Origin of the sequence: Allobosea sp. CCNWLY174, from assembly GCF_037120455.1 — a bacterium.
GTDB lineage: Bacteria > Pseudomonadota > Alphaproteobacteria > Rhizobiales > Beijerinckiaceae > Allobosea > Allobosea lupini.
The window spans coordinates 101,508-117,272 of sequence record NZ_JBBBBQ010000003.1 but is presented as its reverse complement, the minus strand read 5'-3'; the positions used below and the strand labels follow the sequence as shown (position 1 = coordinate 117,272).

The window sequence follows — 15,765 nt, the reverse complement described above, 5'->3', positions numbered from 1 at the left end:
GACAGGGAGGCAGCCATGGCGCTCGATCGCCGCATCGTCGAACTCTACGACGAATACACCCACAAGCCGCTCGACCGCCGCAGCTTCATGAACCGGCTGATCGCCATCGCCGGCTCGGCCGCCGCGGCGGAAGCTGCGCTCGCCTTGCTGGAGCCGAACTACGCCCAGGCCCAGCAGGTCGCGGCCGACGACGCCCGCATCGAGAGCAGGCGCATCGATGAGACGGTCGGCGGAGTCAGGCTCAAGGGCTACCTCGTCACCCCGAAGGCCCAGGCGAAGCGGGGCGGTGTCGTCGTCATCCATGAGAACCGCGGCCTCAATCCGCATATCGAGGACGTCACCCGCCGCGCCGCGCTCGCCGGCTTCACTGCGCTCGGCGTCGATTTCCTCACTCCCCTCGGCGGCACGCCGGCCGATGCCGACGCGGCGCGTGCCCTGTTCGCGCAGCTCAAGCCCGAGGATGTCGTTGCGCAGGGGCGCGCGGCTCTGGCCTTCCTCAAGTCCCGGCCGGACACGACCGGCAAGGTCGGGGCAGTCGGCTTCTGCTGGGGCGGCGGCGCGGTCAACGATCTCGCTGTCAGCGCGCCGGAGCTCAATGCCGGCGTCGTCTTCTATGGCCGCTCGCCGGATCTTTCCAAGGTGCCGCAGATCAAGGCCCGGCTGCTGATCCAGCACGCCTCTCGCGATACGCGCCTGGTCGAGGGGCTGCCGGCCTATGAGGCGGCGCTGAAGGCGGCCGGCATCACTTACCAGGCGATCGTCTATCCGGACGTCGACCACGCCTTCCTCAACGACACCAGCGCCGAGCGCTACAATGCCGCGGCCGCCAAGCTCGCCTGGGAGCGGACCGTGGCTTTCCTGGCGGCAGAGACCGGTGCGGCCTGATACAAAAAAGGCCCGGCGGAGCGATCCGCCGGGCTCTTGCTATCCGATAGCGGAAAGCTGCCTCAGGCAGCCTCCTCCTGCAGGTCCTCGTCGCCTTCCTCGGCATCGGCCGCCTCGGCGGCCTCGCCCTTGCCGGCGCGGCGCGGCGACTTGGCGAGCTGACCCTCGATCTTCTTCAGCGCCTCGGTCTCGGTGATCTCCTCGACGGCCGCGATCTCGCGGGTCATCCGGTCGATCGCCGCCTCATAGAGCTGGCGCTCGGAGTAGGACTGCTCTGGCTGGGCTTCGGAGCGATAGAGATCGCGCACCACCTCGGCAATGGCGACGAGATCGCCCGAATTGATCTTGGCTTCGTATTCCTGGGCGCGGCGCGACCACATGGTGCGCTTGACACGGGCGCGGCCGGTCAGGGTCGAGAGCGCCTTGCCGACGATGTCGGCATCGGCGAGCTTGCGCAGGCCGACGCTCGCCGCCTTGGCGGTGGGGACGCGCAGGGTCATCTTGTCCTTGGCGAAGCTGACGACGAAGAGTTCGAGCTTGAAGCCCGCGACTTCCTGCTCCTCGATCGCCGTGATCTGACCGACGCCATGGGACGGATAGACGACGAACTCGCCCGTCTTGAAGCCCTGGCGCACAACAGTCTTCTTCGCAGTGGACATGCCGTTTCGACTCCTGCATCTCTCCGCCGGAGCGGAGACGCGACTTTCAGCCGCTGGCCGGGATGACCGGCGGCACTCTGCCTGACGTGACGGGCAAGCCTTCTGGCTCTTCTCCCGACACAACATGCTCCCTCAGTCAGTTGTTTCTTGCTGGCCACCAGACACGAAGACAGCAACACGCCGGGCATTCTGACCGGTCGGGCCTGCTGTCGTCTCTGGGAGTGCCCCGTTTGTGTAACCTCGCAGGGGCAGGCGGAAAGAACTCGACTGTGGCTTGTGGATACCACAAAATTCGCGCCGAATCAAAGGTAAACGGAATGCGAATGCCGCCGGGCCGCGTTGCGGCCGGCCATGGTTAACCTCGATCAGGCTCTGACGAAGGGTAACTTCAGTCGCCTTCGCCGGGCTCCGGCGACAGAAGCTCGAGCTTGTTGGGCACGCCGTCGAACTCCTTGGCGTCGGCCGGCGAGTCCTTCTTCTGCGTGATGTTGGGCCAGCTCGCAGCGAACTTCGCATTAAGCTGCAGCCAGCTGTCGAGGCCGGGCTCGGTGTCCGGCTTGATCGCCTCGGCCGGGCATTCCGGCTCGCAGACGCCGCAGTCGATGCACTCGTCGGGATGAATGACGAGGAAGTTCTCGCCTTCATAGAAACAGTCGACCGGACAGACTTCGACGCAGTCCATGTACTTGCACTTGATGCAGTTCTCGGTGACCACATAGGTCATGGCGCTGTCCTTCCAATCGGCCGGCGCTTCTTTAGAGCCGGTCGAGAGAATGTTTCAAGGCCCTGTCACGACCGGAAACGAGATCAAACTTCCATCGAAACAACCGTTTCGAGAAGATTTTTCGCAGGCACGCTGACACGTCCCGCGCAGCCTCCGCGTTATCCCTTCGGCTCCTCCGGCGCAAGCGACGGAACGCCGCGTTCGCCGCCGCTCAGGACCTCATACAGCGTCTGCGCCTGCTCGTAGGAGCCTCGCCGCTCGGCGAAGGCAGTGACGCGCACCACCAGCGTCGCATGCGGCAAAGCCAGCGTCAGGACATCCCCCGGCTTCACCCCGAGCGCCGGGTTCTCGACGCGCTTACTTGCAATGCGGACATGGCCGTCCTCCACCAGCTGCACAGCGGCGGGGCGGGTCCGCGCGAAGCGCGCGAACCAGAGCCATTTGTCGAGGCGTTGCCGATCGTCCCGCAAGCAGCCTCCCTACGCTGCGTCAGCGCTTGCGCCCGTCATTGCCCTCGAGCTGGGCCTTGAGGGCGAGCAGCTTGGCGAAGGGCGAATCCGGATCGGGCTGGCGCTCGGCCGGGCGCGGCCGCGCCGGCTGCTGGAAGCGCTGCTCCTTGCCGCCACGCTCCTCGCGACGCGGACCACCACCGGGGCGGCCGCCATCACGCTTGAACTCGGGCCGGGGACCACGCTCGGGGCGCCCGTCACGCCCCTGGGCATTGCGACCAGCACCGTCCTGCGCCGCAGGCTCGCCGCCGGCCGGGCGCGGGCCGTTCCAGCCACCTTCGCGCCAGCGGTTGCGATTCGGCGGACGCTGCCCGCTCGGCTTGCCCTCGCCGCTTCCCGTGACGGGAGCGGCCTCGGCAGCACCGGCGCGGCGGTCGGGCCGGCGTCCACGCTGCCCCTGCTCGGGACGACGGCCGCCCTGATGGCGATGAGGCCGCCAGATCTCGATCAACTCGGGCTCGGCAGGCGCAGTCACCTCGACCGCAGCGGCAAGCTCGCCTGCCGCCTCGGCGGCAACGACAGGCTCGGCCATCTCGGTTTGGGGCTGGGACGCGGCTTCCGCCACCGGCTCGTCGCTCGGTAGAGCCAGGATCGACATCGCATCGGCCGGCACCGGCTCGGCCGGGCTGGCGACGTCGTCTTCTGTCGGAGCGGCAGCGACCTCGGCATCGGTCAGGATCGGAGCATCCGGGGTTTCACCCGCGGCAGCGACGCTGTCCGTGCTTTCGACCGCACCTTCGACGTCGACGGAATGCGCTTCATCAAGCGCGTCAGTCGCCTCGGCCACGGCCTCCACCGGGACTGCCGGCGTGGTCGCGGCCGGCGCGGGCGCAACAGCGAGCGGCACCGTGATGGCCGGGCCCGGGCGCTTCTGCGAGACATAACCGAGCGAGCGCAGGATCGAAGCGAAATCCTCGCCGGCGCAGCCGACGAGCGAGGTCATCGCGCCGGTGGCGACGAAGCCGTCCTGATCGGCAGCGCCAACCGGCGGCTGGCCGAGCGTCACGCCAGGTCGATAGGCGATCGCCGGACGGATGAGGTCGGCGAGGCGTTCGAGGATATCGACGCGCACCGCCCGCTCGCCGCAGACGCGGTAGCCGGCGGCGCGATAGAGTCCCTTCGGGATCTCCTTGTTGGCCGGAAACGAGGTCCGGCCGGAGGAGGCGAGATGCGAGATGTCGTCGAGCCCGGCGGTCTCCGGATTGCCGTGTTTCAGCGCCCAGAGCTGGGCGGCGAGCGCCCGCGGTGCCGGCTTCAGCAGCGCCGGGACATAGAGGTGGAAGGCGCCGAAGCGGATGCCGAGCTGGCGCAGGCCCGCCCGCCCTTCCTGATCGAGCGTCTTCATCTCCTCGGCGACTTTGCTGCGCTCGAGCACGCCGAGCGCTTCGGCCGCCTGATAGGCGATGCCGCGGGCGATGCCGCTGACGCTCTCGGCGTTCTCCAGGATCTGGAGTGGGCCGAGCAGCTTGGTGACGTGATGCTTCAGCCAGGCGGCCAGCCTCGTCTCGATCTGCTCGCGGGCCTGGGCCGGCAGGTGATCGTCGATCATCAGGCGCAGGCGCGGCTCAAGCACCTTCTCGCCAGCGGCCAGGCGCGCCACGGGCTCGCCGATCCAGCGCACCAACCCATCATGCGAGAGCACGAAGGCATCGTCGCCGGCCAGTACGACGCGCGAGGCGCGTGCCTCGAGCTCGCCAGCCAGCGCCTTCAGCGCCGCAGCGTTCAAAGCTTTCGCTTCCGGACCACCCGCCTTCGGGTCCGCCGTGAAACGGAAGCCTTGCAGCAATCCGACATGCTGACCCTCGACCAGGACATCGCCGGTCGCGGTGACTTCGGCCTCCAACATTGCATTCTCCCGCAGGCGACGCATCAACACGCTCGTGCGCCGATCGACGAATCGGCTGGCAAGCCGTTCGTGCAAAGCGTCCGACAGCCTGTCCTCTACAAGACGCGCCACCCCCTGCCAATGCTCAGGATCAGGCAACCAGTCCGGACGGTTCGCGACATAGGTCCAGGTCCGCACCTGGGCGATGCGGGCCGAGAGGGTGTCGATCTCGCCATCGACCCGGTCGAGCGCAGCCAATTGGCCGGCATACCAGTCCGGATCGAGCCGGCCATGGCGCATCAGGCGCAGATAGAGCGTCGTCGCCAATTCGGCATGCTGCATCGGTGCGATCTTGCGATAGTCGGGCAGGCCGCAGACCTCCCAGAGCCGCGACACCGCCGGCTTGCCCTGCGCCAGCCGCGAGACGTCATGATCGCGCGCCAGGATCTCCAGCGTCGTCATGTCCTCGGCGATCAGGGCCCGGGTCAGCCCAGGCTCCTGCGGCTGGATATTGAGACTGTCGAGCAGCCCCGGGATCGAGCGCAGGTCGAGATCGGAGTTGCGCCACTGCACCTGCCGCACCGAGTCGAAGCGATGATCCTCGATCGCCTGGACCAGGTCCTGATCGAAGGGCGGCGCGCGCCCGGTGGTGCCGAAGGTGCCGTCGCGCAGATGCCGCCCGGCCCGGCCGGCGATCTGGCCGAACTCGGCCGGGTTGAGCTTGCGATAGTGATGGCCGTCGAACTTGCTGTCGCCGGCGAAGGCGATGTGGTCGACATCGAGATTGAGCCCCATGCCGATCGCGTCGGTGGCGACGAGATAGTCGACATCGCCCGACTGGTAGATCTCGACCTGGGCATTGCGCGTGCGTGGGCTGAGCGCCCCCAGCACCACCGCCGCTCCGCCCTTCTGCCGGCGGATCAGCTCGGCGATGGCGTAGACCTCCTCGGCCGAGAAGGCGACGATCGCCGAGCGCCGCGGCAGGCGGGTGATCTTGCGGTCGCCGGCAAAGGACAGGTTGGACAGGCGCGGCCGCGAGACGACGTTGACGCCGGGGATGAGCTGCTCGACCAGCGGCTTCATCGTGCCGGCGCCGATCAGCATCGTCTCCTCGCGGCCGCGATGATTGAGCAGCCGGTCGGCGAAGACATGGCCGCGGTCGAGATCGGCGGCGAGCTGGATCTCGTCGATGGCGACGAAATCGACGACGAGGTCGCGCGGCATCGCCTCGACCGTGCAGACCCAGAAGCTCGGCCGCTCCGGCTTGATCTTCTCCTCGCCGGTGACGAGCGCGACGGCGTGTGGCCCAACCTTGTCGACGACACGCTGATAGACCTCGCGCGCCAGGAGGCGCAGCGGCAGGCCGATCATGCCCGTGGGATGCGCGACCATCCGCTCGATGGCCAGATGGGTCTTACCGGTATTGGTCGGTCCGAGCACCGCCGTGACGCCGCGAGCGCGGAGCGAAGGCGGAAGGGAACGGGTTTGGATCAAGACGCTGGAGCTTTCCTGCAGCCCGGGCGGGGCAAGCCCTACCGGGTCGAGCCGCCTGAAGGCAACCCGATCCGTGAACAGAACGAGTCCGGAACGAAGCGAGGCCGAATCGCTGACTCCCACAGAATCAGGTTTCGTTCACGGCGAGATATTGCGGCAAGCGATTCAAAAACCACAAGATTTTGAATCGTCCTCATTCTTCATCCTTCGCCGACTTGCGCGCGCGAGGGCCGCTTTCGCTCATGTAGGTGTTGTGCGCCAGAACGCGAGAGGACTCCGAGGAATACGGTAGACGATAAGCCGCCAGTTAATCCGCGAACACATCGGCCACGACCTGCGCCGCCTCATCCGGCGCCTCGACATGGACGAAATGGCCGGCGCCCTCGCAAAAGCTCACCTCCACATCGTCGAAATAATGCGACAGGAAGCTCGCCCACTCCGATTTCAGGATCGGGTCGTGCCGGCCCCAATGGACCCGCGTGCGCTGATGGATCGGCACGGAGGGAGCCGGGTGCCCGTCGATCGCGGCGATCCGCGCCGCGTTCTGGCTCCGATACCAGTCGAAGCCGCCGCGCAGATTGCCGGGCTTCATGAAGTTCTCGACGTAAGTGTCGAAGACCGGCGCGAAGGCATCCTTGCGATGGCACCAATGCGTCAGGAAATGCCCGAGATAGAGCGCGCAGGCCTCGCGGCTGGAGCCGATCAACTGCTCCGCCAGCGGCAATTGCTGGAAGGACTGGTACCAGATCTCGTTGACATGGCCGTCGCGGACCCAGGCCGAGCCTACACTCGGCGTCGGGCAGTTGAAGAACAGGAGCTTCTCGACCCGTTGCGGATGACGCCGCGCCAGCCCCTGCGCCACATAGGCGCCGACATCGTGGCCGACGACGCCGACCGGCCCGGTGCCGAGCGCGTCCAATAGCGCCGCGATGTCGTCGGCATGGGCGTTGGCGCCGACATCGCTGCGCGGCGTCGCTGACTTGCCGCTGTCGCCGAAACCGCGAAGATCGGGCGCGATCAGACGGAACTCACCGTGCAGCCGGTTCATCACCGGCAGCCAGCTCATCCAGAATTCCGGCCAGCCATGCAGCAGAAGGACTGCTGGCCCGTCGCCGACCTCGGCGACGTGGAGAACGGTGTCCCGCACGACAACCTGGCGGTGCCTGAGGCCGGGCGGCAAGGCGAAATCGCTGGACATGACGGCTCCGGAACCGAATCGCCGGGAAGGCTAGCGCCTCGAACGAGCGTTCCGCAATCCACGCAGGGGCAGAGCCTGCATGCGCGGGAAGGCATGGTAGCCGAAGTGCCGGCGGGGATGGGCGGCGATCTCATCCCCCGCGCTTCCGGCGGCCTCAGAATGGCGCGCTCAAAACAGGGGAGCACGCCATGCCGGATCAGCCGCAGCCTTCAGCCCATGGCAGTGCACATTGGCGTGAGATCGTCCTTCTGCGCCGCAGACTCGTCTCTTTAAAGGCACAGACGCGGCTGCTTCGCCACGAGCTCGCCTGCAAATACAATCCTGATCAGCCGCGCGTGCCGGCCGGCAATACCGGCGGCGGGCAATGGACCAGCGGCGGCGGTGGCGGTGGTGCGACGCCGACTGGGACCGACTTTCCCGGCGACCTCGGCAGTGCCTTCTCGGCCGCGCTGAGCTTCGGCGATGTCGTCCCTGATACCACAGTCGAGGAGAGCTGGGCCTTCTATCAGGACGCCACGCGCCCCGACGGCTCGCTGGCCGAACGCGCCGTCGTCAACCGCGACGGCTCGACCATCCACTCCGAGTTCGCCGAGCCCGACCGCAAGAGCGACTGGGACGAGCGCCACACCGTCACGGTGCCCGAGGGCGGCAAGACCACCTTCGAGACCTCGGATCGCACCCAGACGATCCGCGACGGCGGGCCGGATGGCGAAGTCGTCTCGCGCGCGACCTGGACGGAGCGCGGGCCGGAGCGGGAGGCGACCGTGCAGCAGGCGTTCGCTCCATTGCTGCCCGCTGCCCCCGCGGCGGCGGAGGTCACGATCACATCGGCTCTGACGCTCTTCACCTGGCTGTCGGCGCGAAACAAGACCGATGGGCTGGAAGCGACCATTGCCTTTAACGCGCGAGATTATCGCCCCAGCGAAGCGCCTGGCTTCGACCTTGGCTATGTCGGCCAGATCAGCCGCTCCGAAGCGGAAGCAGCCTGTCGCTATCTGCCCGAACTGCAGTCCCGCCTCGACGCCGCCATTGCGACGGTCGGGCCCGCGAGCAAATATCCATCACCGGCCGTTTACGGGACGTATGTGCATACGAACATGGGCAACCAAATCACGACGCAGAACTATCCCGACCTGAAGGCCGAGCGGTCGTTCTTGAAGGAGTTAAGCGAACCGACCTCGGAGACCCTGCGCCGGTACGGTTATCCCGATACAGTGCGTTATGACGTCTACGAATTGAGGGCTGACGGAACACTTGCATTTACGATTTCAAGGCCGGGAGACGAGGCCTGTCCGTTCGCCGCTCGGATATTTTGGCGAACGCAGGGCGATTTGGCTTTGCTAGCGCGCGTCGCATCGTCGTCCTCGAAGTCAGGCCGAGCAAGTGACATCGAAGAAGCAAATTGCCGAGCTCCTCGACACATTGGTAGCTCGGCACCATGACTTGGTACGATATGGACCGTTTGTCGTCCTCAGGCCACTACGCCATATCATCCGTTCCGTCTCGATCGATCGTACGAGGGTATCCGACCTGCCGGATCTATTCTTCTCGATCGGCTATACCTGCGACCCCTGCGCAACCGTGCAAGGCTTTTGGCTCGAGGGTTTCTCGACCGGCCAGGACCAGCCACGATACTGGTCGCAACCGAATTTCAAGGATGCATTCCTCCAAGTCGTGGAGGAACGCATCTTACCGATGCTGAGATCCATCGAAAGCTTCGATGCGCTTCTGAGCTTCGACCAGAATCGAGAGTTTGGCTATCGTGAGACAGTCAATTCGCCGCTGCACAAGGTCCAGCTGGCTTCAGCGATGGGGCGTTTTGATGATGCGCTCGAGACCGCGCGTTGGATGGCGCTGCACCCCCGAAAATCTCGCTACTGGTCGGAGGGTAGCTATGCGCTCATTGTTGACCATCTCGCTCCCTTACTGGAAGCGCGAGACGAAGCCGGTATTGCGGCCATGTTGCACGACTGGGAGATGAAGACGATCCAGAAGATCGGAGTCTTGCCGATCTTCGAGCAGGTGCCATTCCCGTTCGAACTCGGCCGTAGCCGTTGATGGGGAACCTCAATTCCGCGTCGCGGTCGCCGTCACGCCCGGATCGACCTTGAAGCTCGAGGCCTCGATCACCGCGGTGCCGATCATCGTCTTCACCGAGATGCGCACCGGCAGCATCATGTTCGTGCCGGCGACGGGGGCGAGCCAGGTCGAGATCTCCTTGTTCTCGGCCATGAACTTGGTCGAGGGCCGCAGGGAGCGATGGCCGGCGATCGGTACATAGCGCGCCTGGCAGACCGAGACCGGGCCGCTATAGCCGTCGATCTTGATCTCGCGCGTGCCGGAATAACTCAGCTTTATGTCGTAGCGCGCCGCGCCGTCGAAGATCGCCAGCGTGCGGTTGCAGGCCGCCGCGCCGCCATTGCGGCCGGAAGCCTCGACCGGCATCAGGAAGGCGCTGAGCGGATCCATGATGTTGCGCTGGTGCTCGTCCTTGAGCGGGACGCGATCGGGCTTGGGATCGATCGGCGGCTCGATCGCCAGCGCCTGCACGGCATTGCCGCCGAGCGCCATGCGCACCGTGCGGCTTTCGCTGGAATTGGCCGAGGACACCGCGAAGGCCGTCGGCGAGAGCCGGCTGCCGTTGAGGTTGCCGGTCGCAGTGCCGGAACCGCGACCGCCGGTGAAACTGCCGACGAGGCCGGTCAGCTTGGCGGTGGCGTCGAGCTTGTAGCTGCCGCCGTCGATACCGCCGGCGAGATTGGCCTTGCCGAGCGACAGGCCGAGCAGGCTGACGTCATAGGTCGCATCCAGCGACGCGGCCTGTACGGCCGGCGCAGGCAGGGCAAGCATCAGCACCGTGATGAGGGCGCTGCTGGCAGGCGACAAGGCGAGCTTCATCTTGAGGCTCCGAAGCGCGACGGACATCGTCGCATGCACTGGGATTCGGTCCGAATCGTGACTGGCTGCCGTCAGCTTGGCGGGATAATGGTTACCGAGATGTTTCCGGGGCGCTTTCGCGCGACCTGCCTTGACGGGCTGTCACCGGCCCGTTATAGACCGCCCACTTCAATTTGACTTCCGGTGCTCGCCTGCCGGCACGTCGCGTGTCGGCATTTTGCGTTGAGTACTCGGAGATTTTGGGAACACGATCATGGCCCGCCGTTGCGAACTGACCGGGAAAGCCACCCTGACCGGCCACCTCGTCAGCCACTCGAACCGCAAGACCAAGACGGTCTTCCGGCCGAACCTGGTCAACGTCACGCTGCAGTCGGATGCGCTCGGCCGTTCGGTCCGCCTGCGCGTCTCGGCGAATGCGCTGCGCACCGTCGACCATCGCGGCGGCCTCGATGCCTTCCTGGTCAAGGCTCCGGCAGGTGATCTGTCGACCGGCGCGCTGACGCTGAAGCGCGACATCGAGAAGAAGCTCGCCGCCAACTGAGCGCCGGTTTCCCTCGGACTGAACGAAGCGGCCGCAAGGCCGCTTTTTTCGTTTGGGCTCATCTCGTCATTCTCGGGCGAAGCGAAGCGCAAGAAAGCGCCGATGAGCGCCTCATCCTGCCTGAGATGCTCGGGCACGCCCGAGCATGACGAGCGGCTAAGGTACCAGCTCGAACTCCAGCAGCACCGTCCGCTGCAGGAAGGTCGAGAAATTATCGTCCGAGATCAGGGTGATGATGGTCCGCCCGCTCTCCTGGTGGACCGCCATCCCCTCCATGTTGTCGATTTCCTGGCCGAGATCGGCCTCGATCAGGATCGGCCCGTCGAGTTTTGCTCCGGGACGAATCGCACCCCCGGCGATGCGGCGGATGCGCATGCCGACACCGCGCAGCGGCTTGTACCAGCGCTCAAGCAGCAGCATGTCGCCGCCCGGCAGGAAGGCGAGGTCGGTGATGTCGTAGCCGTCGCGGCGGACCACCTGCAGCGTGCCCGGCTGGCGCCCGCCGAGAATGAAGCCCGTGGTCGGCTCGTCCTCGCGGCCCGAGCGCTCGGAGATCGCGATCAGCGCCCCGGCAAGCGGGTGGCCGGCCGGCAGCACGCCGAGCGCCTCGAAGCCGCGATTGCTCGGCAGGCGCTTGGCAGCCGGAAGCACCGGCACGAGCTGCGCCCGCGCCTCGACGCCATGGCGCGCGAAGTCGAAGCGCAGGATGTCATGGGTACGCTCGACGCCGATGAAGGCCGTACCGCCCTGGATAGCCAGCGATTCGGTATCGAAATAGCGCGAGCGATGCAGCGGCTTGCCGGACGCCCCGAGGATCGGCGCGAGTTCCGCCTCCTCCAGCCCCGCGAGCTTGCCCAGCTTGCGAGCGACCCTTGCCGTCAGCCAGAAGCCATTATCCGTGATCGCGACGATCCGTTCCCCGTCGGGCGAGCGCCACAGCCCGGAGAAACCTCCAAAGCGGGGATGGCTGCCGGAGAGCTGGAGCCCGCCACGAAAGGTCAGCTGGCCGAAACGGGTCTTCGTCGCATTGCCCGGCTCGAAGCTCGCGATCGGCCGGGCAGAGATACTGATCGCGATGCGCCCGGGTTCCAGGCTCTGAGCCCGTGCGGGCAGGCTGAAAGCCGCCGCGCCGAGGCCGGCGAGGACGCTGCGACGGCTGGGGCTCATTGCAGGCGGCGCGAGCCCCGCGAATTTGTCCCGGCGGCATCCTCCTCGAACAGCTCGGCCAGCTTCTCGGTCATCACGCCGCCGAGTTCCTCGGCATCGACGATGGTGACGGCGCGGCGGTAGTAGCGGGTGACGTCGTGGCCGATGCCGATCGCGATCAGCTCGACCGGCGAGCGCGTCTCGATCTCGGCGATGACATGACGCAGATGCCGCTCCAGATAGCTGCCGGCATTGACCGAGAGGGTAGAATCGTCGACCGGCGCGCCGTCCGAGATCACCATCAGGATCTTGCGCTGCTCGGGGCGGCCGAGCAGGCGCTTATGCGCCCAGTCGAGCGCCTCGCCGTCGATGTTCTCCTTGAGCAACCCCTCGCGCATCATCAGCCCGAGATTCTTCCGCGCCCGCCGCCATGGCGCATCGGCCGCCTTGTAGATGATGTGCCGGAGATCGTTGAGGCGACCGGGATTGGCCGGCTTGCCCGATTGCAGCCAGCTCTCGCGCGACAGCCCGCCCTTCCAGGCGCGGGTGGTGAAGCCGAGCAACTCGACCTTGACGCCGCAGCGCTCCAGCGTCCGCGCCAGGATGTCGGCGCAGGTCGCCGCGACCGTGATCGGCCGGCCGCGCATCGAGCCGGAATTGTCGATCAGCAGCGTCACCACCGTGTCGCGGAAGTTCGTGTCCGATTCCTGCCGGAAGGAGAGCGGCTGGAACGGGTCGATGATGATGCGCGGCAGGCGCGAGGGATCGAGCGCGCCCTCCTCCAGGTCGAACTGCCAGGAGCGGTTCTGCTGCGCCATCAGGCGGCGCTGCAGCCGGTTCGCCAGCCGGGCGACGACGCCCTGAAGATGCGCCAGCTGCTTGTCGAGATAGGCGCGCAGGCGGGTCAGTTCCTCGGCGTCGCAGAGCTCCTCGGCCGTGACGATCTCGTCGAACTTCTGGGTATAGGCCTTGTAGTCGGTCTGCGGCCGGTCATTGGCGCGGCTGTCGCGCGGACGGGGCGCCTCGCCGGCCTCCTCGGCCTCGGAATTCTCGTCTTCCTCGTCCCAGTCGCCGGCCGGCGCATCGGCCGCCTCGGAAGCGCCTTCCTGCAACTCCTCGGCGGCGTCCTCGCTGGTCTCGGTTTCCGAGCGCTCGCCCTGGCTCTGCTGCTCGGCTTCGCCCTCTTCCTGCTGCTGGTCGTCGGAGGACTGGTCCTGATCGTCCTCGTCCTCCTCGGCGTCGTCGCCCTGGCTCGACTGCTCGGCCATGTCGAGCGAGACGAGGAGGTCACGCACGGTGCGGGCGAAGGCGCGCTGATCCTCGATCGACTTCGACAGCCGGTCGAGATCGTCGCCCGCCTTGGCCTCGATCTGCTCGCGCCAGAGGTCGACCAGCTTCTCCGCCGCCTTGGGCGGCTTCAGGCCCGTCAGGCGCTCGCGCACCATCAAAGCGAGCGCATCTTCCAGCGGCGCATCGGCCCGGTCGGTGATCTCCTCATAGCGGCCGCCGCGATGATAGCGGTCCTCCAGCATCGCCGAGATGTTGCCGGAGACGCCGCTCATCCGGCGCGAGCCGACGCTCTCGACCCGGGCCTGCTCGACGGCATCGAAGACGGCGCGGGCCGCATCGCCCTCGGGCGCGGCGCGGCGATGGACCGCCGCATCGTGGCAGGCGAGGCGCAGCGCCATCGAATCGGCATGGCCGCGCAGGATCGCGACATCGCCCGCGGTGAGCTTGCGCGGCGGCTCCGGCAGTCGCGCGCGCTCGCCGACCAGCGAGGGTTTGTCGGCAGCGAAGACGATCTCCATCTCCGGCTTGCGCGCGATCGCCTTCATCGCGCCCGAGACCGCCCGCTTCAGCGGCTCGGCCGGCGCTTCCTTCGGGGTTCCGGGCTTGCGGTTGGAAATGCTCATAGCGCCTTCATGAAATGGTGGAAGCTCTGCCCGGCGACCGGATAGTCCTCCATGCGGCCGCATTCGCGATAGCCCATGCGGGGGTAGAAGCCCGGCGCCTGGATGCTCATCGTGCCCAGATAGACGCCGCGCGCGCCATAGTCGCGCGCCGCCTGCTCGGCCATCGCCAGCAGCGCCTCGCCATGGCCGGCGCCGCGATGGGCCTCGTCGATCCAGAACAGGTCGACATAGAGCCACTCCCATTTCAGCTCGCCGATCAGGCCGCCGACCATGACGCCCTTCTCGTCGCGCAGGCTGAGCGCCAGGGGCTCGGCATTGCGCGGCCCGACCCTGGCCTCGTTATGGGCGGAGAGTCCGCGCACGACGGCCTCGCGCGTCGCGGCGAAATCCGCCTCGCGCTGGATCGTGGCCTGCTTGCTGTCGGCGGCGCTCACGGCGTGCTCCTCAGCGCGAGCGCCCGTCATACATCGTCGGGCTCAGCTCGGTCGGCTCGACGCCGGCGAGACAGCGGACGTTGATCGCGACGGTCGGCGTGCCGTCCGGCGCGTTGGCGCGGGCGAAGGATTCCATGCCGCAGGTCTCGCAGAAGAGATGCTGGATCTTCTGCGAGTTGAAGCGGTATTCGGTCAGCGCGTCCTCGCCCTTGGTCAGGGTGAAGCTGGTCGCCGGGCTGAAGGCCAGCACCGAGCCGCGGCGCTGGCAATAGGAGCAGTTGCAGGTGATCGTCCGCGAGAGGTCGGCCTCGACCTCGTAGGCGACCCGCCCGCAGTGACAGGAACCTTCATACCGAGCCATGGCCGGCCTCCTGCTGGTTGAGCCTGGTCCGATCGCGAGAGTGGGGCCACTCTCGCGAGGGCGTTTCAGCTCAGGACGACGTTGACCGCGCTTTCCGGCAATTCCTTGCCGAAGGAGCGCTGGAAGAACTCGGCCACCAGCGTGCGCTCCATCTCGTCGCACTTGTTGAGGAAGGTGACGCGGAAGGCGAAGCCGATATCGCCGCCGAAGATCGCCGCGTTCTCCGCCCAGGTGATCACCGTACGCGGGCTCATCACGGTCGAGAGATCGCCGTTCATGAAGGCGTTGCGGGTGAGATCGGCGACGCGAACCATCTTGTTGACGGTGTCCTTGCCCTCCGGCGAGGTCTGGTAGTGCTTCGACTTGGCGAGCACGATCGCGACTTCGTTGTCGTGAGGCAGGTAGTTCAGCGTGGTGACGATCGACCAGCGGTCCATCTGGCCCTGGTTGATCTGCTGGGTGCCGTGATAGAGGCCCGAGGTGTCGCCGAGGCCGACCGTGTTGGCGGTGGCGAACAGCCGGAACGCGCCGTGCGGGCGGATGACGCGCTTCTGGTCGAGCAGCGTCAGCTTGCCCGACTGCTCCAGAATGCGCTGGATCACGAACATCACGTCCGGGCGGCCGGCATCGTACTCGTCGAAGACCAGCGCGATGTTGTTCTGCAGCGCCCAGGGCAGGATGCCGTCCTGGAACTCGGTGATCTGCTTGCCTTCCTTCAGCACGATCGCATCCTTGCCGACCAGGTCGAGGCGCGAGACGTGGCTGTCGAGGTTGACGCGGACACAGGGCCAGTTGAGGCGGGCCGCGACCTGCTCGATATGGGTCGACTTGCCGGTGCCGTGATAGCCCGAGATCATCACGCGGCGATTATGGGCGAAGCCGGCGAGAATCGCGATCGTGGTGTCGCGGTCGAAACGGTAGTCCGCGTCGAAGTCGGGAACATGCGCCTCGGCCTGCGAATAGGCCGGCACCTCCAGATCGCTGTCGATCCCGAAGACCTGACGCACCGACAGCTTCATGTCGGGCATCCCGGGGGCGGAGGCAGTCGTCGTTGTCATCGTTCTTCTCCGGGCGCAGGACAGGGGCCGGCTGAAGATCCGGTGTCCTGGAGCCGACCGAAAGGGAGGCGTGTAGAACCTCATTAAAGCGAAAGCCTTGGGCCGGCAATTCGCAAGAGG

The 15,765-nt window shown here is 66.7% G+C and carries 15 protein-coding genes; 4 read left to right on the top strand and 11 right to left on the bottom strand.

Annotated features, from left to right (window positions below):
• Window positions 1-15: 15 nt before the first annotated feature.
• On the top strand, window positions 16-885 hold the full coding sequence (locus V7S63_RS11520) for a dienelactone hydrolase family protein (RefSeq protein ID WP_336530313.1): 870 nt from the start codon (window positions 16-18) through the stop codon (window positions 883-885).
• A 62-nt stretch (window positions 886-947) separates the two neighbouring features.
• Here V7S63_RS11520 and V7S63_RS11515 read toward each other — a convergent pair whose 3' ends face one another.
• The 5 genes from V7S63_RS11515 to V7S63_RS11495 form a co-directional block, all read right to left on the bottom strand.
• Entirely contained in the window at window positions 948-1,544 is a 597-nt protein-coding gene (locus V7S63_RS11515) for a CarD family transcriptional regulator (RefSeq protein ID WP_091838016.1), read from the bottom strand.
• Window positions 1,545-1,932: 388 nt separating this feature from the next.
• On the bottom strand, window positions 1,933-2,268 hold the full coding sequence (gene fdxA / locus V7S63_RS11510) for a ferredoxin FdxA (protein ID WP_091838018.1): 336 nt from the start codon (window positions 2,266-2,268) through the stop codon (window positions 1,933-1,935).
• Window positions 2,269-2,426: 158 nt separating this feature from the next.
• Window positions 2,427-2,738 carry an RNA-binding S4 domain-containing protein gene (locus tag V7S63_RS11505; RefSeq protein ID WP_091838020.1) on the bottom strand — a complete coding sequence of 104 codons (312 nt, stop codon included), beginning with the start codon at window positions 2,736-2,738 and terminating at the stop codon, window positions 2,427-2,429.
• A 19-nt stretch (window positions 2,739-2,757) separates the two neighbouring features.
• Entirely contained in the window at window positions 2,758-6,093 is a 3,336-nt protein-coding gene (locus V7S63_RS11500; RefSeq protein ID WP_336530598.1) for a helicase-related protein, read from the bottom strand.
• Window positions 6,094-6,403: 310 nt separating this feature from the next.
• A complete protein-coding gene (locus V7S63_RS11495; protein WP_091838023.1) occupies window positions 6,404-7,294 on the bottom strand; it encodes an alpha/beta fold hydrolase in 891 nt (296 codons plus the stop codon).
• Between the two features lie 188 nt (window positions 7,295-7,482).
• On the opposite strand from V7S63_RS11495, the gene V7S63_RS11490 reads away from it, so the two are divergent.
• Window positions 7,483-8,736, top strand: coding sequence for a hypothetical protein (locus tag V7S63_RS11490; protein WP_336530312.1), 1,254 nt, complete (start codon window positions 7,483-7,485; stop codon window positions 8,734-8,736).
• On the top strand, window positions 8,678-9,352 hold the full coding sequence (locus V7S63_RS11485) for a hypothetical protein (protein ID WP_336530311.1): 675 nt from the start codon (window positions 8,678-8,680) through the stop codon (window positions 9,350-9,352). The genes V7S63_RS11490 and V7S63_RS11485 overlap by 59 nt, the downstream gene beginning before the upstream one ends.
• A gap of 9 nt (window positions 9,353-9,361) precedes the next feature.
• Here the strand turns inward: V7S63_RS11485 and V7S63_RS11480 are convergent, their stop codons facing one another.
• Window positions 9,362-10,192 carry a DUF3108 domain-containing protein gene (locus tag V7S63_RS11480; RefSeq protein WP_336530310.1) on the bottom strand — a complete coding sequence of 277 codons (831 nt, stop codon included), beginning with the start codon at window positions 10,190-10,192 and terminating at the stop codon, window positions 9,362-9,364.
• Between the two features lie 253 nt (window positions 10,193-10,445).
• Between V7S63_RS11480 and rpmB the strand changes: the two genes are divergently transcribed.
• Entirely contained in the window at window positions 10,446-10,733 is a 288-nt protein-coding gene (rpmB, locus tag V7S63_RS11475; RefSeq protein ID WP_091838032.1) for a 50S ribosomal protein L28, read from the top strand.
• 156 nt (window positions 10,734-10,889) lie between these two features.
• On the opposite strand, the gene V7S63_RS11470 is transcribed toward rpmB, so the two are convergent.
• From V7S63_RS11470 to cobS, 5 genes are all read right to left on the bottom strand, one after another.
• Window positions 10,890-11,900: an esterase-like activity of phytase family protein gene (locus V7S63_RS11470; RefSeq protein WP_336530309.1), complete on the bottom strand. Its 1,011-nt coding sequence runs from the start codon at window positions 11,898-11,900 to the stop codon at window positions 10,890-10,892.
• Window positions 11,897-13,792, bottom strand: a complete 1,896-nt coding sequence (cobT, locus tag V7S63_RS11465; RefSeq protein ID WP_100962585.1) for a cobaltochelatase subunit CobT — start codon at window positions 13,790-13,792, stop codon at window positions 11,897-11,899. The genes V7S63_RS11470 and cobT overlap by 4 nt, the downstream gene beginning before the upstream one ends.
• Window positions 13,789-14,226, bottom strand: coding sequence for a GNAT family N-acetyltransferase (locus V7S63_RS11460; protein WP_336530308.1), 438 nt, complete (start codon window positions 14,224-14,226; stop codon window positions 13,789-13,791). The genes cobT and V7S63_RS11460 overlap by 4 nt, the downstream gene beginning before the upstream one ends.
• 10 nt (window positions 14,227-14,236) lie before the next feature.
• On the bottom strand, window positions 14,237-14,587 hold the full coding sequence (locus tag V7S63_RS11455) for a GFA family protein (protein ID WP_091838041.1): 351 nt from the start codon (window positions 14,585-14,587) through the stop codon (window positions 14,237-14,239).
• A 65-nt stretch (window positions 14,588-14,652) separates the two neighbouring features.
• Entirely contained in the window at window positions 14,653-15,645 is a 993-nt protein-coding gene (cobS, locus tag V7S63_RS11450; protein ID WP_091838043.1) for a cobaltochelatase subunit CobS, read from the bottom strand.
• Window positions 15,646-15,765: the final 120 nt, after the last annotated feature.

Coding starts and splice junctions, on each gene's coding strand:
- V7S63_RS11480 (WP_336530310.1), bottom strand. CDS start 10,192: ATGAAGCTCGCCTTGTCGCCTGCCAGCAGCGCCCTCATCACGGTGCTG.
- cobT (WP_100962585.1), bottom strand. CDS start 13,792: ATGAGCATTTCCAACCGCAAGCCCGGAACCCCGAAGGAAGCGCCGGCC.
- cobS (WP_091838043.1), bottom strand. CDS start 15,645: ATGACAACGACGACTGCCTCCGCCCCCGGGATGCCCGACATGAAGCTG.
- V7S63_RS11470 (WP_336530309.1), bottom strand. CDS start 11,900: ATGAGCCCCAGCCGTCGCAGCGTCCTCGCCGGCCTCGGCGCGGCGGCT.
- V7S63_RS11515 (WP_091838016.1), bottom strand. CDS start 1,544: ATGTCCACTGCGAAGAAGACTGTTGTGCGCCAGGGCTTCAAGACGGGC.
- V7S63_RS11490 (WP_336530312.1), top strand. CDS start 7,483: ATGCCGGATCAGCCGCAGCCTTCAGCCCATGGCAGTGCACATTGGCGT.
- V7S63_RS11495 (WP_091838023.1), bottom strand. CDS start 7,294: ATGTCCAGCGATTTCGCCTTGCCGCCCGGCCTCAGGCACCGCCAGGTT.
- V7S63_RS11520 (WP_336530313.1), top strand. CDS start 16: ATGGCGCTCGATCGCCGCATCGTCGAACTCTACGACGAATACACCCAC.
- V7S63_RS11455 (WP_091838041.1), bottom strand. CDS start 14,587: ATGGCTCGGTATGAAGGTTCCTGTCACTGCGGGCGGGTCGCCTACGAG.
- fdxA (WP_091838018.1), bottom strand. CDS start 2,268: ATGACCTATGTGGTCACCGAGAACTGCATCAAGTGCAAGTACATGGAC.
- rpmB (WP_091838032.1), top strand. CDS start 10,446: ATGGCCCGCCGTTGCGAACTGACCGGGAAAGCCACCCTGACCGGCCAC.